Below are 16,943 nucleotides of genomic sequence, written 5' to 3'. Positions count from 1 at the left end.
GCCGCACCGACCCGGTGCCGTCGAGCCGCGCGGCGGCGATCGGGGACGGCGGGGCAACCGGCGAACACCCCGAAACGCGAACGAGCCGCACCGGCCGGTGCGGCTCGTCCCCGGCCCTTCGACCGAAGGGCCGGGTGTCGTCGGATCAGTTGACCGGGCCCGTGTACTTCTCGCCGGGACCCTTCCCCGGGGGGTCAGGGATGATCGAGGCTTCGCGGAACGCGAGCTGCAGGGAGCGGAGCCCGTCGCGCAGGGGCCCGGCGTGCTGCGAGCCGATCTCCGGTGCTGCTGCCGTGACGAAGCCGGCCAGGGCCGTGATCAGCTTGCGTGCCTCGTCGAGGTCCTTGAGCTGCTCGGCGTTCTCCTCGTGGCCCAGGCCGCACTTGACGGCGGCAGCACTCATGAGGTGCACCGCGGAGGTCACGATGACCTCCACGGCGGCCACCTCGGAGATATCGCGCATCTGCTGGCGGACGTCCTGCTCCGCCGTGTCGGAGGGCGCGGCGCCGTGTTCCTGCTCGTCGGCGAAGCTGCGTCGGGAGGCTGTCGTCGCTCCCTCGTCGGAGGCGTCCTGCGGATTGTCGTGTGGGGTGTTCATACTGGTAAGCTTGGCATAGACCAACCGGTCGGAGTTACTCGCTGTGCCCCTCCAGGGCAGTGCGGGAGCGATCGGTCTGCAAGCGGAGTCCTCTCCCACCCGCGTTTGCCTGGTGCGACCCACGGTCGCATTGCAGGTAGCCGGGTCACCTGGTCGGTCCTGCTGATGAGCGCGCAGGAAGCTCCCGCTTCCGCCGACCATCCGGAACCGGTTGACGAGGCCTTCGATTGCGCATGCAATGGGAGGCCTTCTTTCGTTCGCACGCGGTTCCGGTTTGAGAATCCACAGGAGTCACACATTAGCGAGCCAAGAATCAACGATCGTATCCGCGTTCCCGAGGTGCGGTTGGTCGGACCTGCCGGCGAACAGGTAGGAATCGTCCGTATCGAGGACGCGCTCCGACTTGCCGCCGAGTCCGACCTGGATCTTGTCGAGGTAGCACCGCAGGCCAAGCCTCCGGTCGCCAAGCTCATGGATTTTGGTAAGTACAAGTACGAAGCGGCCGTCAAGGCGCGCGAGGCGCGGAAGAACCAGACCAATACGGTCCTCAAGGAGATCCGGTTCCGCCTCAAGATCGACACGCACGACTACGAGACGAAGCGCGGACACGCGATGCGCTTCCTCGGTGCCGGCGACAAGGTCAAGGCCATGATCCAGTTCCGCGGCCGCGAGCAGCAGCGTCCCGAGATGGGCATCCGCCTGCTCCAGAAGTTCGCGGAGGACGTCGCCGAGGTCGGTATCGTCGAGTCCTCGCCGCGCATCGACGGCCGCAACATGGTCATGGTCATCGGTCCGACGAAGAACAAGGCCGAAGCCAAGGCTGAGGCGCGCCGGGAGACCCAGCGGGCCGAGGCGAAGGCCGCCAACGAAGCCGTGAAGGCCGGCGGTGAGGTCAAGCGTGTCGATACCTCCCGTGCGGGCACCGCGCCCCTGACGCAGTCCCTCGCGGACCTGCTGCCCGAGGGCTACTCGATCACGAGTGAGCCGGAGGCTCCCGTCGAGGCGGCACCCGCGACGGAGGCTCCGACGCAGGAGCCCCCGGCAACGGAGGCGCCTGCTGTGGAGACCGCAGCGGCTCAGGCTCCGGCCGCCCAGGCCGAGCCGAAGGCCGCGCCGGCCCGCACGTCATCGGCCCCGCGGTCGACGTCGTCGCGACCCGCCACGGAGCGCCCAGCGGCTTCCCGCCAGGCTCCGGCTGCTTCGGCACCGAGGCCTGCGACGGCAGCCCAGCCGCCACGACCGGCAGCTGCACAGGCACCGCGGCCCGCAGCGGCACCGGCTCCCCGTCCGGCAGCAGCGGCACCGGCCCCGAAGCCGGCCGTCGCCGCCAAGCCTTCGGCCATGCCGAAGCCCGGAGCGCCGAAGCCGTCGGCGACCCCCAAGCCTGCCGGCAGGACGGCGCCCAAGAGCCCGACCAGCCGTCCCCAGCCCGGAAGCACGGACTAGGGCTCCGGCCCTGTCCTTCCCGGGCACGTTCGAACACCAGCAGGCACCCTCGGGTGCCGACCTCCGGGTGCAACCGCCCCGGCTATCAAAAGGAGATCGGTTCCCATGCCGAAGATGAAGACCCACAGCGGAGCCAAGAAGCGCTTCAAGCTGACCGGTAGCGGCAAGCTCAAGCGCCAGCAGGCCAACCGCCGCCACTACCTCGAGCACAAGTCCTCGACCGTGACGCGCCGTCTCGCAAGCGACCAGATCGTCTCGAAGGCCGACACCAAGGCCATCAAGAAGATGCTGGGCATCTAACCACCAATCCACCCCTCGGGAAAGCGCGCACGTATCGTGCGGCGCTGCGGCTGCGGCCGTGACCGAAGAAGAACAAAAGGAGTACGCACGTGGCACGTGTGAAGCGGGCAGTCAATGCCCACAAGAAGCGTCGGGTCATCCTCGAGCGAGCCAAGGGCTACCGCGGCCAGCGTTCGCGCCTGTACCGCAAGGCGAAGGAGCAGCTGCTCCACTCGTTCGTCTACAGCTACGGCGACCGCCGCAAGCGCAAGGGTGACTTCCGTCGCCTGTGGATCCAGCGCATCAACGCTGCGTCCCGCGCCAATGGCCTGACCTACAACCGCCTGATCCAGGGCCTCAAGGCCGCCGAGATCCAGGTCGACCGCCGTATGCTCGCCGACCTTGCCGTGACCGACGGCGCAGCCTTCGCAGCGCTCGTCCAGATCGCCAAGAACGCCCTGCCGGCCGACACCTCGGCTCCGCTCAAGGCTTCGGCCTAGGCCCATCGGCTGCTGCGGACCTGCTGGTCCGCGCACCGGTACACGATGACTGTGAACGGACGCCCCCAGGCGCCACTGATGACCAACACCCAGGCAGACCGGGTGAAGGAGGTGGCCCGCCTGGCCGGGCGTCCTTCGCGTTTGAGGCGCCGCGAGTTCCTGGCGGAGGGCCCCCAAGCAGTGCGGGAGGCGCTGCGCCTCCATCTCGACCGACGCGGTGCCGGCAGGGACGGGGTCGTCGTCGATGTCTACGCGACAGCGGACGCGCTCGAACGGCACTCCGACGTCGCCGATCTCCTCGATCGGCCCGGGGCTCCGGGCGTTCGGGAGGTGACCCCCGAGGTACTCGCGGTTATGTCGTCGACGGTCACGCCGCAGGGCTTCGTGGCCGTCTGCGCCTTCGTCGACACGTCGCTGGAGGACGTGCTCGCTGCGCGGCCGCGACTCGTCGCCGTCCTGGTCGAGGTGCGGGACCCGGGCAATGCGGGAACGATCATCCGGGCCGCGGATTCTGCCGGAGCCGATGCCGTCATCCTGACCGGCGCCAGCGTCGATCCCTACAACCCGAAGACCGTCCGCTCGACGGTGGGCTCGTTGTTCCACCTTCCGCTCGTGATCGGAGCCGAGCTCGACGAACTGCCGGGCCGCCTGCGGGACGCGGGCATGACGGTCCTCGGGGCCGACGGCTACGGCACCACGAACCTCGACGATCTCCAGGACGCCAGCGCGGCACGGAGGTTCGGTGCGGTGCCTTCCACGGGGCGGACCGGGCAGGGAAGCGGGGACGCGCCCGCGGGGGATCCTCTCGCGGAGTCCGCCGCGCGCCCTGCTGCGCACGGGGATGCCGAGGCGACGGACGGCATCCGGCTGGAGGACGCCAGCGCCTGGCTGTTCGGCAACGAGGCACAGGGGCTTTCCGAGGACGTCACGAACGCCGCTGACGCCCGTGTCGCCGTCCCCATCTATGGCAGCGCCGAGTCACTCAACGTGGGAACCGCCGCGACGGTGTGTCTCTACGCGTCAGCCCGCGCGCAGCGCCGCCGCTGACTCCGCGCCGGCCGGTGCGGGATCCTGGCCGGCCCCGGCGCGGCGCTCCATCCGGCCGCTGACGACGGCGACACCGAGTCCGAGCACGGCGAGCCCGGCTCCGACGAGGGCGGGGGCCGTGAAGCCCCAACCCGCGGTGATCACGGCGCCTCCCACGGCCGCGCCGAGCGCATTGGCGGTGTTCAGGGCCGAGTGGTTCATCGAGGAGGCCAGGGACGGTGCGCCGGGTGAGACGTCCAGGAGCCGCGCCTGCAGGGGCGGAATGAGGGACGACCCGCTCGCGCCGACCAGGAACACGAAGAGGCATGCGGTCCATGGAACCGTCGCTGCCAGGGGGAACAGCAGGAGGACGGCCGTGATCGTCGCCATGACGCCGTAGATGCTGCCCATGACGGATGTGTCGGCCAGCCGGCCGCCCAGGATATTCCCCACCACCATGCCCACCCCGTACAGCGCGACGACCAGGGGTAGCAACGATGCTTCCAGGCCCGCGACCTCGGTCATGACGGGCGAGATGTACGAGTAGACGGCGAAGAATCCACCGAACCCCACGATCCCGATCAGCAGCGTCATCCACAGCTGCGGACGGCGCAGCGCGCCGAGCTCGCCCCGGACGCTCGCGTCGGCCCGCACCGGAACCGACGGGACGAACACCCTGATCAGCACCAGCGCCCCCGCCCCGATGAGCCCCACGAGCAGGAACATGGATCGCCAACCTAGCTGCTGGCCCAGCCACGTGGCGAAGGGAACCCCGACCACGTTGGCGATGCTGAGCCCGAGCATCACCATCGAGATGGCGCGGCCCCGCTTCGCGGGATCCGCCAGGGATGCGGCGAGAACGGCGGCGACGCCGAAGTAGGCGCCGTGCGGCACTCCGGACAGGAACCGCGAGGCCAGCATCCAGCCGAAACCCGACGCGAAGAAGGAGGAGAGGTTGGCCAGCGTGATGACCAGCATGAGGGCGAGGGCCATCGTGCGCTGGGGCTTCCTCGCTCCGATCGTCGCGAGGACCGGGGCCCCGACCACGACGCCGAGGGCATAGGCGGCGATGACGTGTCCGCCCTGCTCGTAGTCCACTCCGAGGTCGGCCCGCATCTCCTCCAGGAGCCCCATGATGGTGAACTCCGTGGTCCCGATGGCGAAGCCACCGACCGCGAGGGCGCCGATGGCCAGCGTGAGGCGGCGGCCGGCGAGGCGGAGCGGGGGTGCTGACGGGGGAGCGGAAGCGGTCATGGAGGTCCTTGCGGCGGATCATCGAAGGTGTGGGGCGATTGCTGCCGCCTCGTTCACACCGGGCGGAGGACCGCCCTGACGGCGGATGGGGACGCCGTCGTCGGGTTCAAGCCTAGGTGATCGGCAGCTCCTCGCCCGAAATGCAAGCGCGAATGGCGGTGGGGCGGATTTGCAGCGGGATCATCAGCAGACTTACCTTTGGTGGACGACATCTTGGTTGAGCAGTGGCCTGTCGATCTTTCTGCTCAGGAGATCCACCATGGAAGCTACTGTCCGGCCCGCAACGCTGCGGGCGACGACAACAACCGCCCCCGGCTCGGGGGTGACATCGTGAGGACCTTCGGCGTGGAGGAGGAGTTCCTCCTGGTCGATCCGAGCACGGGGTTTCCCGTGCCGCGGGGCCAGGAGGCTTTCGGCGAATGCCACGACGACCGGCTGACCTGTGAGATCAAGCAGGAGCAGATCGAGACCGGGACCCGCCCGCACCGCGACGTGAACGATCTCGCACTGGACATCGCCCGGTGCCGCGCCCTCGCCGATGAGACCGCCCTTCGCGTGGGAGCACGAGCGGCGGCCCTCGCGACGTCGCCGCAGCCCGCGCGTCCGCTGGCGACACCCGGCACCAGGTACGAGGAGATGCAGGACAGGTTCGCGGTGACGGCGAGTGAGCAACTGACGTGCGGGTGCCATGTCCACGTCGGCGTCGAGGACCACGACGAAGGAGTGGCGGTTCTGGACCGCATCCGTGCATGGCTTCCGGTCCTGCTGGCGCTGTCGGGCAATTCACCGTTCTGGAACGGTGCCGACACCGGCTACGCCAGCTACCGGTCACAGGCTTGGAGCCGCTGGCCCATGACGGGCCCGTGCGACCTGTTCGGCAGCGCCGAGCGCTACCATGCCACCGTCACCGGGCTGCTCGACACGGCCGTGCCGGTGGATCTCGGCCAGATCTACTTCGACGCGCGCCTCAGCCATCACCATCCCACCGTGGAGGTGCGGGTCAGCGACGTCTGCCTGTACTCGGACGATGCCGTCCTGATAGCCCTCCTGACGAGGGGACTCGTGGAGACGGCAGCGCGTGAGTGGCGCGCGGGCACCGCTCCGCTCGCGGTGCCGACCGCGACGCTGAGGATGGCTTCGTGGCGCGCCGGGAGGTTCGGTATGGACGGCAAGCTGCTGCATCCCACCGAAGCCAGGCCGCAGGACGCAGGGGCCGTGGCGTTCGCGCTGCTGCAGTACATCCGGCCGGCACTGCGGGACCAGGGCGATGCGGAGATCGCCGAGTCGCTCCTGCGCCAACTCCTCGCCCGAGGTACCGGAGCGAGGAGGCAGCGAGCCGCCCTGCTGCGCAAGGGAGAGCTCGGCGACGTCGTCTCGGAGGCCGTGCGCGTGACCAACCTCGCCCGGGGCGGGATCACCGACCACCACGAGGTGGCACCCCGTCCTGTGCGCCGCACCATCGCGGGCATCGCGGGTCGGGGCCGGGCGGCGACGCCGTGAGCGGCGACCGGGTGTGTCCGTCACGCGGCGCCGGTAGTGCACCGATCACGATCGATTGAAGGGACCGAACCATGGGCTGGACACCGCACTCGTACGAACTGCCGCAGAGCGAGCACCTGAGGGAGGACATCAACCTGCCCCAGGAGCCGGAAGCCGAGAGTGCCGCGGAGTTCTCGGAGGACACCTATACCTCCACCGAGCTCAACGCGGGGCAGCAGGTCCCCGGGCTGAGCCCCCACGGAGAGTACCGCCGGGGAGACAACCCGGAGCACCAGACGGCGCCGACGGGTGACCAGCTCGCCTCGCCCGAGGAGAGCTGACCTGCGGGAGGATCCGCCGGAGCGGCCGGGCGGTCGTGCGCGGCCCGCGGTCGATAGACTCGGGCGCGTGACACCACCAGATTCCTCCGCGCTCCGCCAGATCGTCGGCGCGGCCGTCGTCGACTCCCTCGAGCACCCGACCCGGCTCCTCGTTGCCCGACGGACGGCTCCGCCCCAGTTCGCGGGCATGTGGGAGTTCCCCGGCGGGAAGGTCGAGGAGGGGGAGACGTGCGAGTCGGCGCTGCGGCGTGAGCTCGAGGAGGAACTGGGGATCCAGGCACGCCTGGGTGCCGAGATCCCCGGGCCCGGCCCGCAGGGATGGCCGCTCACTGCGGCCGCCGCGATGCGCGTCTGGCTGGTCGAGGCGGCGGCGGGCGAGGCGGCACCGCTGCAGGACCACGACGAGCTGCGCTGGGTGCCCCTGCATCCCGCCCGGGACATCGATGCCCTGCCGTGGATCCCCGCCGATCGGCCCATCGTCGTAGCACTGCGCGCCGCAACGGTCGCGAGCCCCGCAGGCTAGAAGAGCGACACCTGGACCGGGCCCGGCGAAGGGGTGCTGCCCGCGACGGGAGGCGCATCCGGCTCCGTGCCCGGAGTCAGGTTGCGGAGGAAGCCGGCACCCGCCGTGAGGCCGTGTTTCCTGCGGAAGATGCGGATCCGCCCCGTGAGCCACTCCCTGTACTCCTTCGACGCGTAGCTGCCGCCGCGATAGAGCGCCTCGTACCGCGGCACGAGGCGGGGATGGTGGGTCGCGAGCCACTGCATGAACCACTCCCGCGAGCCGGGCCTCAGGTGGAGGGGGCCGGCGGTCACACCGGTGGCGCCTGCTGCAGCCAGCTCACCGAACAGCTGGTCGAGCGATTCGTCGCCGTCCGTGAGCCAGGGAAGGATCGGCATGGCCATCACCCCGCAGGGCAACCCTGCCTCGCGCAGCCGGGAGATGAGTGCCAGGCGAGCCTTCGGTGCGGGGGTGCCGGGCTCGATCGCCTCGGCCAGGACCGGATCCACCAGCGCGAGCGAGATGCCCATCCCGACGGTGACCGACTGAGCGGCCGCCTGCAGGAGGGGGATGTCACGGGCGAGGAGCGTGCCCTTGGTGAGGATGGAGAAGGGCGTACCCGAGTCCGCAAGGGCCGAGATGATGCCCGGCATCAGCCTGTACCGACCCTCCGCACGCTGGTACGGATCGGTATTCGTGCCCAGGGCCACGTGCTCGCGCTGCCAGGACGGGCGGGCGAGTTCGCGGGTGAGCACCTCGGCGGCGTTGATCTTGACGACGAGCTGAGCGTCGAAATCAAGTCCGGTGTCGAGGTCGAGGTAGCTGTGCGTCTTGCGGGCGAAGCAGTACACACAGGCGTGGGAGCAGCCACGGAACGGGTTGATGGTCCAGGAGAAAGGCATCGACGAGGTGGGTGGGACCTTGTTGAGGACCGACTTCGCCGTGACCTCATGGAAGGTGATCCCCGCGAAATCGGGAGTCCGCACACTCCGGACGAGGCCGGCAAGGGGCACCAGCGCCGGCTCCGTGAGCACGCTGTCGTTCGTGATCTTCTGACCTTCCCACCGCATCGGACAATTAGAACACGTGTACTAATGGATTGTCGCTGCATTCCGTCGGCGGCGTCTAGGCTGGTGGGATGATCCTGCTGACAGGCTTCGAACCCTTCGGGGGAGAGTCGACCAACCCGTCCTGGCAGGCCGCGCAGCGCGCCGCCGAGCTGCTCACCGGACAGGGCCGGGAGGCCGTCGCCGTCGAGGTGCCCTGCGTGTTCGGGCGGAGCCTCGACGTGCTCGGGGCCGCCCTCGAGCGCTTCCGGCCGCAGATCGTCCTGTGCGTCGGGCAGGCGGGCGGGCGCGAGAGCATCTCCGTGGAACGCGTGGCCATCAACGTCGACGACGCACGCATCCCCGACAATGCTGGACGCCGGCCCATCGACGAGCCCGTGGTGGCGGGCGGCCCGGCGGCGTACTTCTCCACCCTGCCGATCAAGGCCTGCCGCGAGGCCGTGGCGCGACTCGACATCCCCGTCGAGGTCTCGCAGACGGCCGGTACCTACGTGTGCAACCACATCTTCTACGGCCTCATGGACCTCCTCGCAGCCCGTCAGGGCGTGCGCGGCGGCTTCGTCCACGTCCCCTACTCCGCCGAACAGGGCCAGGCGCACGGGCAGCCAGGGGTGCCCGTCGAGGCGATGGCGGCAGCCCTCGTCGCCATCGCGACGACGACGGCGGGCACCACGACCGACGCGCGGGTCACCGCGGGAGCGGAGCACTGACGCACCCTGCCGGAGTCGGGTCGACGAGGGGCGACGGCGGGGAGTACCCACGACGGCGACCCGCCCGGCGACGGGCCGCACGGGAGACCGTGCCTACCGCGGACCCCGTGTGGCGCGGGCCGCCCTGACCGCCACCGCGATGGGCCGCAGCGGCTTCTCTGTGTAGCCGCCGTCGGACAGTCCGGCCCCGCGCTCGAACACGTTGCGGGACGCCGGATCGCCGGTCCTCAGGAGCGAATAGCCCGCGGCCAGCAGGTACGCCGGAAGGAAGGGCAGCCCCAGGCATGCTGCGTACTGCCGGGAATGGCGCGCCTCGTGCTCGAGGAGCCGGGCGAAGCCCGCAGGGGCGCCGTCGGGGATGCGGCCGCGGAGCAGCACCACGCTGCCGACCGTGAAGGCCCGGGCCTTCGGCAGGCGACGGCCGTAGCCCTCCGCGAGCAGCACCCCGGAGGGTCCGGCGGAGACGCGGCACCCGGACAGTGCGGCCACGGCCAGGCCGCACGGCGTCGACAGGTTGATCCAGTTGAGGAAGGGCACGAGCCGCGGATGCATGGGGACATGGTACCGGCGCGGCCCATCGGCAGCGGCCCCTGCCGCCAGGGGCGGATCCCGGGTGCGGCCGTCCACCCGGGTTGTCGCGCCGCTGAACGGGTCGCCTAGACTTGACACGCCGGTGCGCCTTTTGCTGCGACCCGGCGTTTTCCTGTCCACGGCGCGGCTTGCCCGCAAGCCGCCGCCGCACACCGAGACTGCAAGGTAAGCAACCCCCATGTCCGAAACACCAGAGCACGCCGGGCACGACACCCCCGACGCCCAGGTCCCCGATCCGCTGGACGCCGCCTCCGTCGCCGCCGCCGTCGACGCCGCGCTCGCGGACATCGCGGCCGCCACCGACCTCGACGGCCTGAAGACCGTCCGGATCGCGCACACCGGCGAGAAGTCACCGCTGAGCCTCGCCAACCGGGGTATCGGTGCACTGCCGAAGGATCAGAAGTCCGCAGCCGGGAAGAACATCGGCCCGGCCCGCGGCCGGATCAACCAGGCGCTCGCCGCCCGGGCAGCCGAGCTCGAGGCCGAGCGCGACGCCCGGATCCTCGTCGAGGAGGCCGTCGACGTCACGGCCGCTCCACGCCGCCGCAGGACCGGCGCCCGGCATCCGCTCTCCACCCTGCAGGAGCGCGTCAGCGATGTGTTCGTCGGCATGGGCTGGGAGATCGCGGAAGGCCCGGAGCTCGAGTCCGAGTGGTTCAACTTCGACGCCCTGAACTTCAAGCCGGACCACCCGGCCCGCGAGATGCAGGACACGTTCTTCGTCGAGCCCCCCGAGGCGCACCTCGTGCTGCGCACGCACACCTCGCCGGTCCAGGTCCGCTCCATGCTCGAACGCGACCTGCCGATCTACGTTCTGTGCCCCGGCAAGGTCTTCCGCACGGACGAGCTCGACGCGACCCACACCCCGGTGTTCCACCAGTTCGAGGGACTCGCCATCGACAAGGGCCTCACCATGGCCGACCTCGTGGGCACCCTCGAGCACTTCACGCAGCAGCTCTTCGGCGATGACGCGAAGGTCCGGCTGCGCCCCAACTACTTCCCGTTCACGGAGCCGAGCGCCGAGCTCGACATCTGGCACCCGGGCGCCAAGGGCGGGCCGCGGTGGATCGAGTGGGGTGGCTGCGGCATGGTCAACCCCAACGTGCTGCGTGCCACGGGGATCGATCCGGAGGTCTACTCCGGGTTCGCCTTCGGCATGGGGATCGAGCGGGCGCTCATGTTCCGCAACGAGGTCGTCGACATGCGGGACATGATCGAGGGCGATGTACGTTTCAGCGAACACTTCGGGATGGAGATCTAGGTGAGAGTCCCACTGTCCTGGCTGCGCGAGTACGCAGCCGTACCCGCGGATGCGACCGCGGAAGACGTGATGGCCGAGCTCGTGAAGGTGGGCCTGGAGGAGGAGGACGTGCATCGTCCCACCGACGAGCTGACCGGTCCGATCGTGGTCGGCCAGGTCCTCAGCCTGGTGAAGGAGCCGCAGTCCAACGGCAAGACCATCAACTGGTGCGAGGTCCGCGTGGTGCCCGAGGGTGCCGCGCAGACCCTCACCGGCGACGGGATCGACCCCTCGGGCGTGCAGGGCATCGTGTGCGGGGCCCACAACTTCGTCGAGGGTGACAAGGTGGTGGTCACCCTGCCCGGCGCCGTGCTGCCCGGAGACTTCCGCATCAGCCCGCGCAAGACCTACGGCCACGTGTCCGCCGGCATGATCGCCTCGGTCCGGGAACTCGGCATCGGGGACGACCACGACGGCATCCTCGTGCTCTCGACCCTCGGCCTCGACCCGGAGATCGGCACCGACGCCATGGAGCTCCTCGGCCTGTACGACGAGGCCGCGGAGATCAACGTGACACCCGACCGCGGCTACTGCTTCTCCATCCGCGGCGTGGCACGCGAGTACGCGCACGCCACGGGGACCGCCTTCACCGACCCGGCCGGCGCCGTCGTCGTCGCGGAGGCGAAGGGCGCCGGGTACCCGGTGCGCCTCGAGGACGCCGCCCCCATCTACGGCGCGCAGGGCTGCGACAGGTTCGTGGCGCGCACGGTGCGTGGCGTCGATCCGTCGCGCCCCACGCCGCCGTGGATGTCCGCGCGGCTTCGCCTCGCCGGCATCCGCTCCATCTCCCTCGTGGTCGACATCTCGAACTACGTGATGCTCGAACTGGGCCAGCCGCTGCACTTCTACGACCTCGACAAGCTCTCGGGCGACATCGTGGTGCGCCGTGCCGTGCAGGGCGAGAAGCTGCGGACCCTCGACGACAAGGAGCGCACGCTCGACGCCGAGGACCTCCTGATCACCGACGCCTCGGGCCCGATCGGCATCGCCGGTGTCATGGGCGGTGCCGCCACCGAGGTCTCCGGCGGCACACGCAACGTGCTGATCGAGTCGGCGCACTTCGACGACGTCAGCATCGGCCGGTCCCGCCGTCGCCATCGGCTGCCCTCGGAGGCCTCCAAGCGCTTCGAGCGCGGCGTGGACTGGCGGGTGGCGGACATCGCCGCGCAGCGTGCCGTCGGACTCCTCCTCGAGCTCGCCGGCGGGACCGCGGACGACACCGTCACCGACGTCGGGCAGGCGCCGGCTCCGCGCGTCATCGACCTCGCCGCGGACTTCCCCGCACGCCTGATCGGACGCGACTTCACGGACGCCCAGATCAGGGGCACGCTGACCGACCTCGGGGCCACGGTGGACACCGTCGAGGGCGGCTACCGCGTCACCGCTCCGAGCTGGCGCAGCGACCTCGAGACACGCGAGGACCTGACCGAGGAGATCATCCGCCTGCTCGGGTACGACACGATCCCCTCGTCATTGCCGGTCGCACCTCCCGGGCGCGGCCTGACGCGCGTCCAGCAGCAGCGCCGGAGGCTCCTCAACGCGCTCGCGGCCGCAGGGCTCACGGAGGTACTGTCCTACCCGTTCGTCAGCGAACGCGCCAACGCCGTCTTCGGCACGCCGGAGGAGGGAGCAGCCGCCGCGTCGGTGAAGCTCGCGAACCCGCTCAGCGCCGAGCTCGGCCACCTCCGCCGGTCGGTCCTGCCGGGCCTCGTGGAGCTGGCGAAGCGGAACTCCTCGCGGGGCTTCCGCGACCTGGCGCTGTTCGAGGCCGGTGCGGTCTTCCTGCCCGAGGGTCCCCTCGGCACGGAGTCCATCCCACCGCTGGGCATCAAGCCCGACGACGACGTCCTGGACGCGCTGTACGCCGGCATCCCGGACCAGCCGCAGGTCGTCGCCGCACTGTTCACGGGTCACGAGGTCCCACCCTCCGCCGGCGTCGTGCCGCGCGCGTGGGACTGGGCAGACGCCGTGGACACCGTGCAGCTCATGGCGCAGGTCACCGGCGTCGACGTCGTCGTGCGGCAGGGCAGCCACCAGGCGTTCCACCCCGGGCGCACCGCGGAGTTCTCGCTGCGCAGCGGCGAGGTGCTGGGTTTCGCGGGTGAGCTGCACCCGAAGCTGATCGCCGCACAGGACCTCCCCGCGCGCACGGTGGCCCTCGAGATCAACGCCGACCTCCTGTTCGAGGCCGCCGCGGACGTCATCGTCGCGCGGCCGCTGTCCACGTACCCGCCGGCTACGCAGGATGTCGCCCTCGTCGTGGAGTCCTCCGTGGTGGCGGGCGACGTGCTCGAGGCACTGCGCGAGGGGGCCGGCGAACTCCTCGAGGACGTCAGCCTGTTCGACGTCTATACGGGGCCCGGCATCGGCGAGGGGAAGAAGTCCCTGGCCTTCGCCCTGCGCTTCCGCGCACCGGACCGGACCCTGACGGCCGAGGAGGCGAGCGCGGCGCGTGATGCCGCGGTGTCCCTCGCCGCCGGACGGTTCGGCGCCGTGCAGCGCTGACCGCAGCGACCGAACGAGAAGGCCCGCCCACGCCGAGAGCGTGGGCGGGCCTTCTCGGCATGGGACATGCTCAGGGGATCAGGAGGACCTTGCCGGTGGTGCGCCGCGCCTGGAGGTCCTCGTGGGCGCGGGCCGCATCGGCGAGCGCGTACCGGGCGCCGATCCGCACGGCGAGCTGTCCCGCGACGACGGCGCCGAAGAGCTCCTCCGACCGCCAGCGCCGTTCCTCGGGGGAGAGCAGGTGGTGCGCGAGCGTGGGCCGCGTGACGAAGAGCGATCCGCTGCCGTTGAGCCGCTGCAGGTCGAAGGGCGGCACGGGGCCGGACGCCGCGCCGTAGAGCACGAGGGTGCCGCGGATCCTCAGCGAGCGCAGTGAGCCCTCGAAGGTCTCGCGGCCGACGCCGTCGAACACGGCGTCCACCCCGGTCCCCCCGGTGAGGGCGCGGACGGCGTCGGCGAAGTCCTCGTAGCGCAGCACCTCGTCGGCTCCCGCGCCGCGCGCCAGTTCCTCCTTCTCGGGCGTCGAGACCGTCGTGATCACCCGGGCGCCCTTCGCCTTGAGCAGCTGGATGAGCAGCAGTCCGACGCCGCCGGCTCCGGCGTGCACGAGGACGGCGTGTCCGGACTGCACGGGGAAGGTCGAGTTGATGAGGTAGTGGGCGGTCATGCCCTGCAGGGGGAGCGCGGCGGCGGTCTCGAGGTCCACCCCGTCGGGTACCGGGAGCGCCCTGTCCGCGTCGACGAGAGCGAACTCGCCGTAGGTGGCCGTGCCCTCCGCGAACGCCACGCGGTCCCCGGGCGCGAAGTCGGCGACGCCCTCGCCGAAGGCCTCCACCGTCCCGGCCGCTTCGGCTCCCGGCGTGAACGGGAGCCCGACGGCATATGCACCGCTGCGCTGGTAGGTCTCGATGAAGTTGACGCCGGTAGCCGCGACCTTCACCAGCAGCTGGCCCGGCCCGGGTTCGGGGCGGTCGACGTCCGCAAGGGTGAGGACGTCCGGGCCGCCCGGTTTCCTGATCACGATGGCTGAGGGCACGGTGCCGATCCTTTCGATGGGGTGTCCTCATGCTATTCCGGCCAGGACGGGCACGGCCATGCATAACTATGTGTTGCTCTGCATACCTTTGCTGTAGGCTTCCTGTATGACGTTCACCGCAGCAGTATCCGGCGCCAGCGGCTATGCCGGAGGAGAGCTCCTGCGCCTCCTCGCCAACCATCCCGACATCGAGGTCGGTGCGATCACGGCCCACAGCAATGCGGGTGCGCGGCTCGGTGAGCTGCAGCCGCACCTCCACTCGCTGGCAGACCGGGTGCTGCAGCAGACATCGCCCGAGGTGCTCGCCGGACACGACGTCGTCTTCCTCGCCCTGCCGCACGGCGCCAGTGCGGAGATCGCCGCGCAGTTGTCGCCGGACACGCTCGTGATCGACGCCGGCGCCGACCACCGCCTGCAGGACCCCGCGGCGTGGGAGAAGTTCTACGGCTCGGCCCACGCGGGCACCTGGCCCTACGGCCTGCCGGAACTGCCGGGTGCCCGAGCGGGCCTGGCAGGGGCGCGGCGCATCGCCGTCCCCGGCTGCTATCCCACCAGCGTGCTGCTGGCACTCACCCCGGGCTTCGCCGCAGGACTCCTCGAGCCCGACGACGTCGTCATCGTCTCCGCGTCCGGTACGTCCGGCGCGGGCAAGGCCGCCAGGACCAACCTCATCGGCTCCGAGGTCATGGGCGGCATGAGCCCCTACGGCGTCGGAGGCGGACACCGCCACACGCCCGAGATGGAGCAGGGCCTGAGCCTCGCCGCCGGCGAGCGCGTCTCCCTCTCCTTCACCCCGACCCTCGCTCCGATGGCGCGCGGCATCCTGACGACCGCGACCGCGAAGGTGCGGCCCGGTGTCGGCCACGCCCGGCTGCGGGAGGCCTGGGAGACGGCCTACGCACAGGAGCCCTTCGTCCGCGTGCTGCCCGAGGGCCAGTGGCCCACCACGAAATCCGTCCTCGGCTCCAACTACGCGAACCTCCAGCTCGCCTTCGACGACCACGCGGGCCGCGTGATCGTCAGCAGCGTGATCGACAACCTCACCAAGGGGACCGCCGGCGGAGCCGTGCAGTCCATGAACATCGCCCTCGGACTCGACGAGACCGCGGGCCTGACCATCCAGGGGATCGCACCGTGAGTATCACCTATCCGGGCGGGTTCCGTGCCGCGGGCGTCGCCGCCGGCCTCAAGAGCACGGGGAAGCCCGACGTCGCGCTCGTCGCCAATGACGGCCCGCTGCACAACGCTGCCGCCGTCTTCACCTCCAACCGGGTGGCCGCCGCCCCCGTGCTCTGGTCCCGCCAGGTCGTCTCGGACGGACGGGTCGACGCCGTCGTCCTGAACTCGGGCGGCGCCAATGCCTGCACCGGTCCCCAGGGATTCCAGAACACGCACCGTACCGCCGAGGTCACCGCCGGCCTCCTCGGCGTCTCCGCCACCGACGTCTTCGTCTGTTCCACGGGCCTGATCGGCGAGCAGCTTCCCATGGACGAGCTCATCGCGGGGGTGACCGACGCGGCCGGGTCCCTCGGCAGGGGAGGCGGCCCCACCGCGGCCGAGGCGATCATGACCACGGACACCGTGCCGAAGGAGGCCCGCTACCCGGCGACCGCCGACTCGGCGAGCGAAGGCTACGCGATCGGCGGCATGGCCAAGGGTGCAGGCATGCTGGCACCGGGACTCGCCACGATGCTCGTGGTCCTGACCACGGACGCCGCGCTGGATCCGGCGGCGCTCGATGCCGCCCTGCGTGAAGCGACCCGCGTCAGCTTCGACCGCACCGACGCGGACGGCTGCATGTCGACCAACGACACCGTGGTGCTGCTCGCCTCCGGCGCGGCGGGCATGGCTCCCGACCAGGTGCAGTTCACCGAGGCCCTGACGAACGTCTGCCTCGACCTCGCGGCGCAGCTCATCTCCGACGCCGAGGGCGCCAGTCACACCATCGCGGTCCGGACCGTCAACGCGGCATCCGAGCGCGACGCCGAGGTGGTCAGCCGCGCCGTCGCCCGGTCCAACCTCTTCAAGACCGCCATCTTCGGTAACGACCCGAACTGGGGCCGGGTGCTCGCCGCCGTCGGGACCACGGACGCCGTGTTCGAGCCCGATGAGCTGAACGTCTCGATGAACGGCGTGCAGATCTGCCGGAACGGGGGCATCGGGGAGCCCCGCGACCTCGTGGACCTGACGGGTCGCGACGTCACGGTGGAGATCGACCTCGCCGCCGGTTCGGCCGCCGCCACCATCTGGACCAACGACCTCACGCACGAATACGTGCACGAGAACTCCGCCTACTCGAGCTGACGGGG

17 protein-coding genes are annotated in these 16,943 nt (G+C 70.7%); 12 read left to right on the top strand and 5 right to left on the bottom strand.

The genetic code is table 11. From position 1 onward, the window contains the following. Positions 1-145: 145 nt before the first annotated feature. Entirely contained in the window at positions 146-598 is a 453-nt protein-coding gene (locus AC1MFI_RS16760) for a DUF1844 domain-containing protein (RefSeq protein WP_479818338.1), read from the bottom strand. A 339-nt stretch (positions 599-937) separates the two neighbouring features. On the opposite strand from AC1MFI_RS16760, the gene infC reads away from it, so the two are divergent. From infC to AC1MFI_RS16740, 4 genes are all read left to right on the top strand, one after another. Next, positions 938-2,044 carry a translation initiation factor IF-3 gene (gene infC, locus AC1MFI_RS16755; RefSeq protein WP_479818337.1) on the top strand — a complete coding sequence of 369 codons (1,107 nt, stop codon included), beginning with the start codon at positions 938-940 and terminating at the stop codon, positions 2,042-2,044. A gap of 105 nt (positions 2,045-2,149) precedes the next feature. Continuing rightward, positions 2,150-2,344: a 50S ribosomal protein L35 gene (rpmI, locus tag AC1MFI_RS16750; protein ID WP_087030491.1), complete on the top strand. Its 195-nt coding sequence runs from the start codon at positions 2,150-2,152 to the stop codon at positions 2,342-2,344. Between the two features lie 89 nt (positions 2,345-2,433). Beyond that, positions 2,434-2,823: a 50S ribosomal protein L20 gene (gene rplT, locus AC1MFI_RS16745; protein WP_055772447.1), complete on the top strand. Its 390-nt coding sequence runs from the start codon at positions 2,434-2,436 to the stop codon at positions 2,821-2,823. Between the two features lie 45 nt (positions 2,824-2,868). After that, the gene (locus tag AC1MFI_RS16740) at positions 2,869-3,870 is read left to right on the top strand and encodes a TrmH family RNA methyltransferase (RefSeq protein WP_479818335.1); all 1,002 of its coding nucleotides are present in this window, start codon (positions 2,869-2,871) and stop codon (positions 3,868-3,870) included. Here AC1MFI_RS16740 and AC1MFI_RS16735 read toward each other — a convergent pair. After that, positions 3,844-5,103 carry an MFS transporter gene (locus tag AC1MFI_RS16735; RefSeq protein ID WP_479818333.1) on the bottom strand — a complete coding sequence of 420 codons (1,260 nt, stop codon included), beginning with the start codon at positions 5,101-5,103 and terminating at the stop codon, positions 3,844-3,846. The two genes, AC1MFI_RS16740 and AC1MFI_RS16735, sit on opposite strands and share 27 nt — an antisense overlap. Positions 5,104-5,304: 201 nt before the next feature. On the opposite strand from AC1MFI_RS16735, the gene AC1MFI_RS16730 reads away from it, so the two are divergent. The 3 genes from AC1MFI_RS16730 (at position 5,305) to AC1MFI_RS16720 (ending at position 7,446) form a co-directional block, all read left to right on the top strand. Next, positions 5,305-6,603, top strand: a complete 1,299-nt coding sequence (locus AC1MFI_RS16730) for a glutamate--cysteine ligase (RefSeq protein WP_479818332.1) — start codon at positions 5,305-5,307, stop codon at positions 6,601-6,603. 71 nt (positions 6,604-6,674) lie between these two features. Continuing rightward, a complete protein-coding gene (locus AC1MFI_RS16725) occupies positions 6,675-6,923 on the top strand; it encodes a hypothetical protein (protein ID WP_479818330.1) in 249 nt (82 codons plus the stop codon). A 67-nt stretch (positions 6,924-6,990) separates the two neighbouring features. Beyond that, positions 6,991-7,446, top strand: coding sequence for a (deoxy)nucleoside triphosphate pyrophosphohydrolase (locus AC1MFI_RS16720; protein ID WP_479818328.1), 456 nt, complete (start codon positions 6,991-6,993; stop codon positions 7,444-7,446). Here AC1MFI_RS16720 and AC1MFI_RS16715 read toward each other — a convergent pair. After that, a complete protein-coding gene (locus tag AC1MFI_RS16715; RefSeq protein WP_479818326.1) occupies positions 7,443-8,495 on the bottom strand; it encodes an Rv2578c family radical SAM protein in 1,053 nt (350 codons plus the stop codon). The genes AC1MFI_RS16720 and AC1MFI_RS16715 overlap by 4 nt on opposite strands. A 68-nt stretch (positions 8,496-8,563) precedes the next feature. Between AC1MFI_RS16715 and pcp the strand changes: the two genes are divergently transcribed. Next, positions 8,564-9,202, top strand: coding sequence for a pyroglutamyl-peptidase I (gene pcp, locus AC1MFI_RS16710; RefSeq protein ID WP_479818324.1), 639 nt, complete (start codon positions 8,564-8,566; stop codon positions 9,200-9,202). A 93-nt stretch (positions 9,203-9,295) separates the two neighbouring features. Here pcp and AC1MFI_RS16705 read toward each other — a convergent pair whose 3' ends face one another. Beyond that, on the bottom strand, positions 9,296-9,871 hold the full coding sequence (locus AC1MFI_RS16705) for an eCIS core domain-containing protein (protein WP_479818323.1): 576 nt from the start codon (positions 9,869-9,871) through the stop codon (positions 9,296-9,298). Between the two features lie 100 nt (positions 9,872-9,971). Here AC1MFI_RS16705 and pheS point away from each other — a divergent pair, with 100 nt between their 5' ends. After that, a complete protein-coding gene (gene pheS / locus AC1MFI_RS16700; RefSeq protein ID WP_479818321.1) occupies positions 9,972-11,054 on the top strand; it encodes a phenylalanine--tRNA ligase subunit alpha in 1,083 nt (360 codons plus the stop codon). After that, positions 11,055-13,598: a phenylalanine--tRNA ligase subunit beta gene (gene pheT / locus AC1MFI_RS16695; protein ID WP_479818319.1), complete on the top strand. Its 2,544-nt coding sequence runs from the start codon at positions 11,055-11,057 to the stop codon at positions 13,596-13,598. It begins immediately after the preceding gene. A gap of 70 nt (positions 13,599-13,668) precedes the next feature. On the opposite strand, the gene AC1MFI_RS16690 is transcribed toward pheT, so the two are convergent. Next, positions 13,669-14,634, bottom strand: coding sequence for a quinone oxidoreductase family protein (locus AC1MFI_RS16690; RefSeq protein WP_479818317.1), 966 nt, complete (start codon positions 14,632-14,634; stop codon positions 13,669-13,671). A gap of 106 nt (positions 14,635-14,740) precedes the next feature. Between AC1MFI_RS16690 and argC the strand changes: the two genes are divergently transcribed. Both argC and argJ read left to right on the top strand, forming a co-directional pair. Continuing rightward, positions 14,741-15,772 (top strand): N-acetyl-gamma-glutamyl-phosphate reductase, encoded by a 1,032-nt coding sequence (gene argC, locus AC1MFI_RS16685; protein WP_479818315.1) that lies wholly within the window; start codon positions 14,741-14,743, stop codon positions 15,770-15,772. Further along, positions 15,769-16,938, top strand: a complete 1,170-nt coding sequence (gene argJ / locus AC1MFI_RS16680) for a bifunctional glutamate N-acetyltransferase/amino-acid acetyltransferase ArgJ (RefSeq protein WP_479818313.1) — start codon at positions 15,769-15,771, stop codon at positions 16,936-16,938. Before argC ends, argJ begins: the two co-directional genes overlap by 4 nt. Positions 16,939-16,943: the final 5 nt, after the last annotated feature.

The organism is Arthrobacter sp. BC5 (assembly GCF_056680255.1).
Note: the sequence above shows the minus strand (reverse complement) of the source record. Positions and strands in the feature narration are given on the sequence as shown.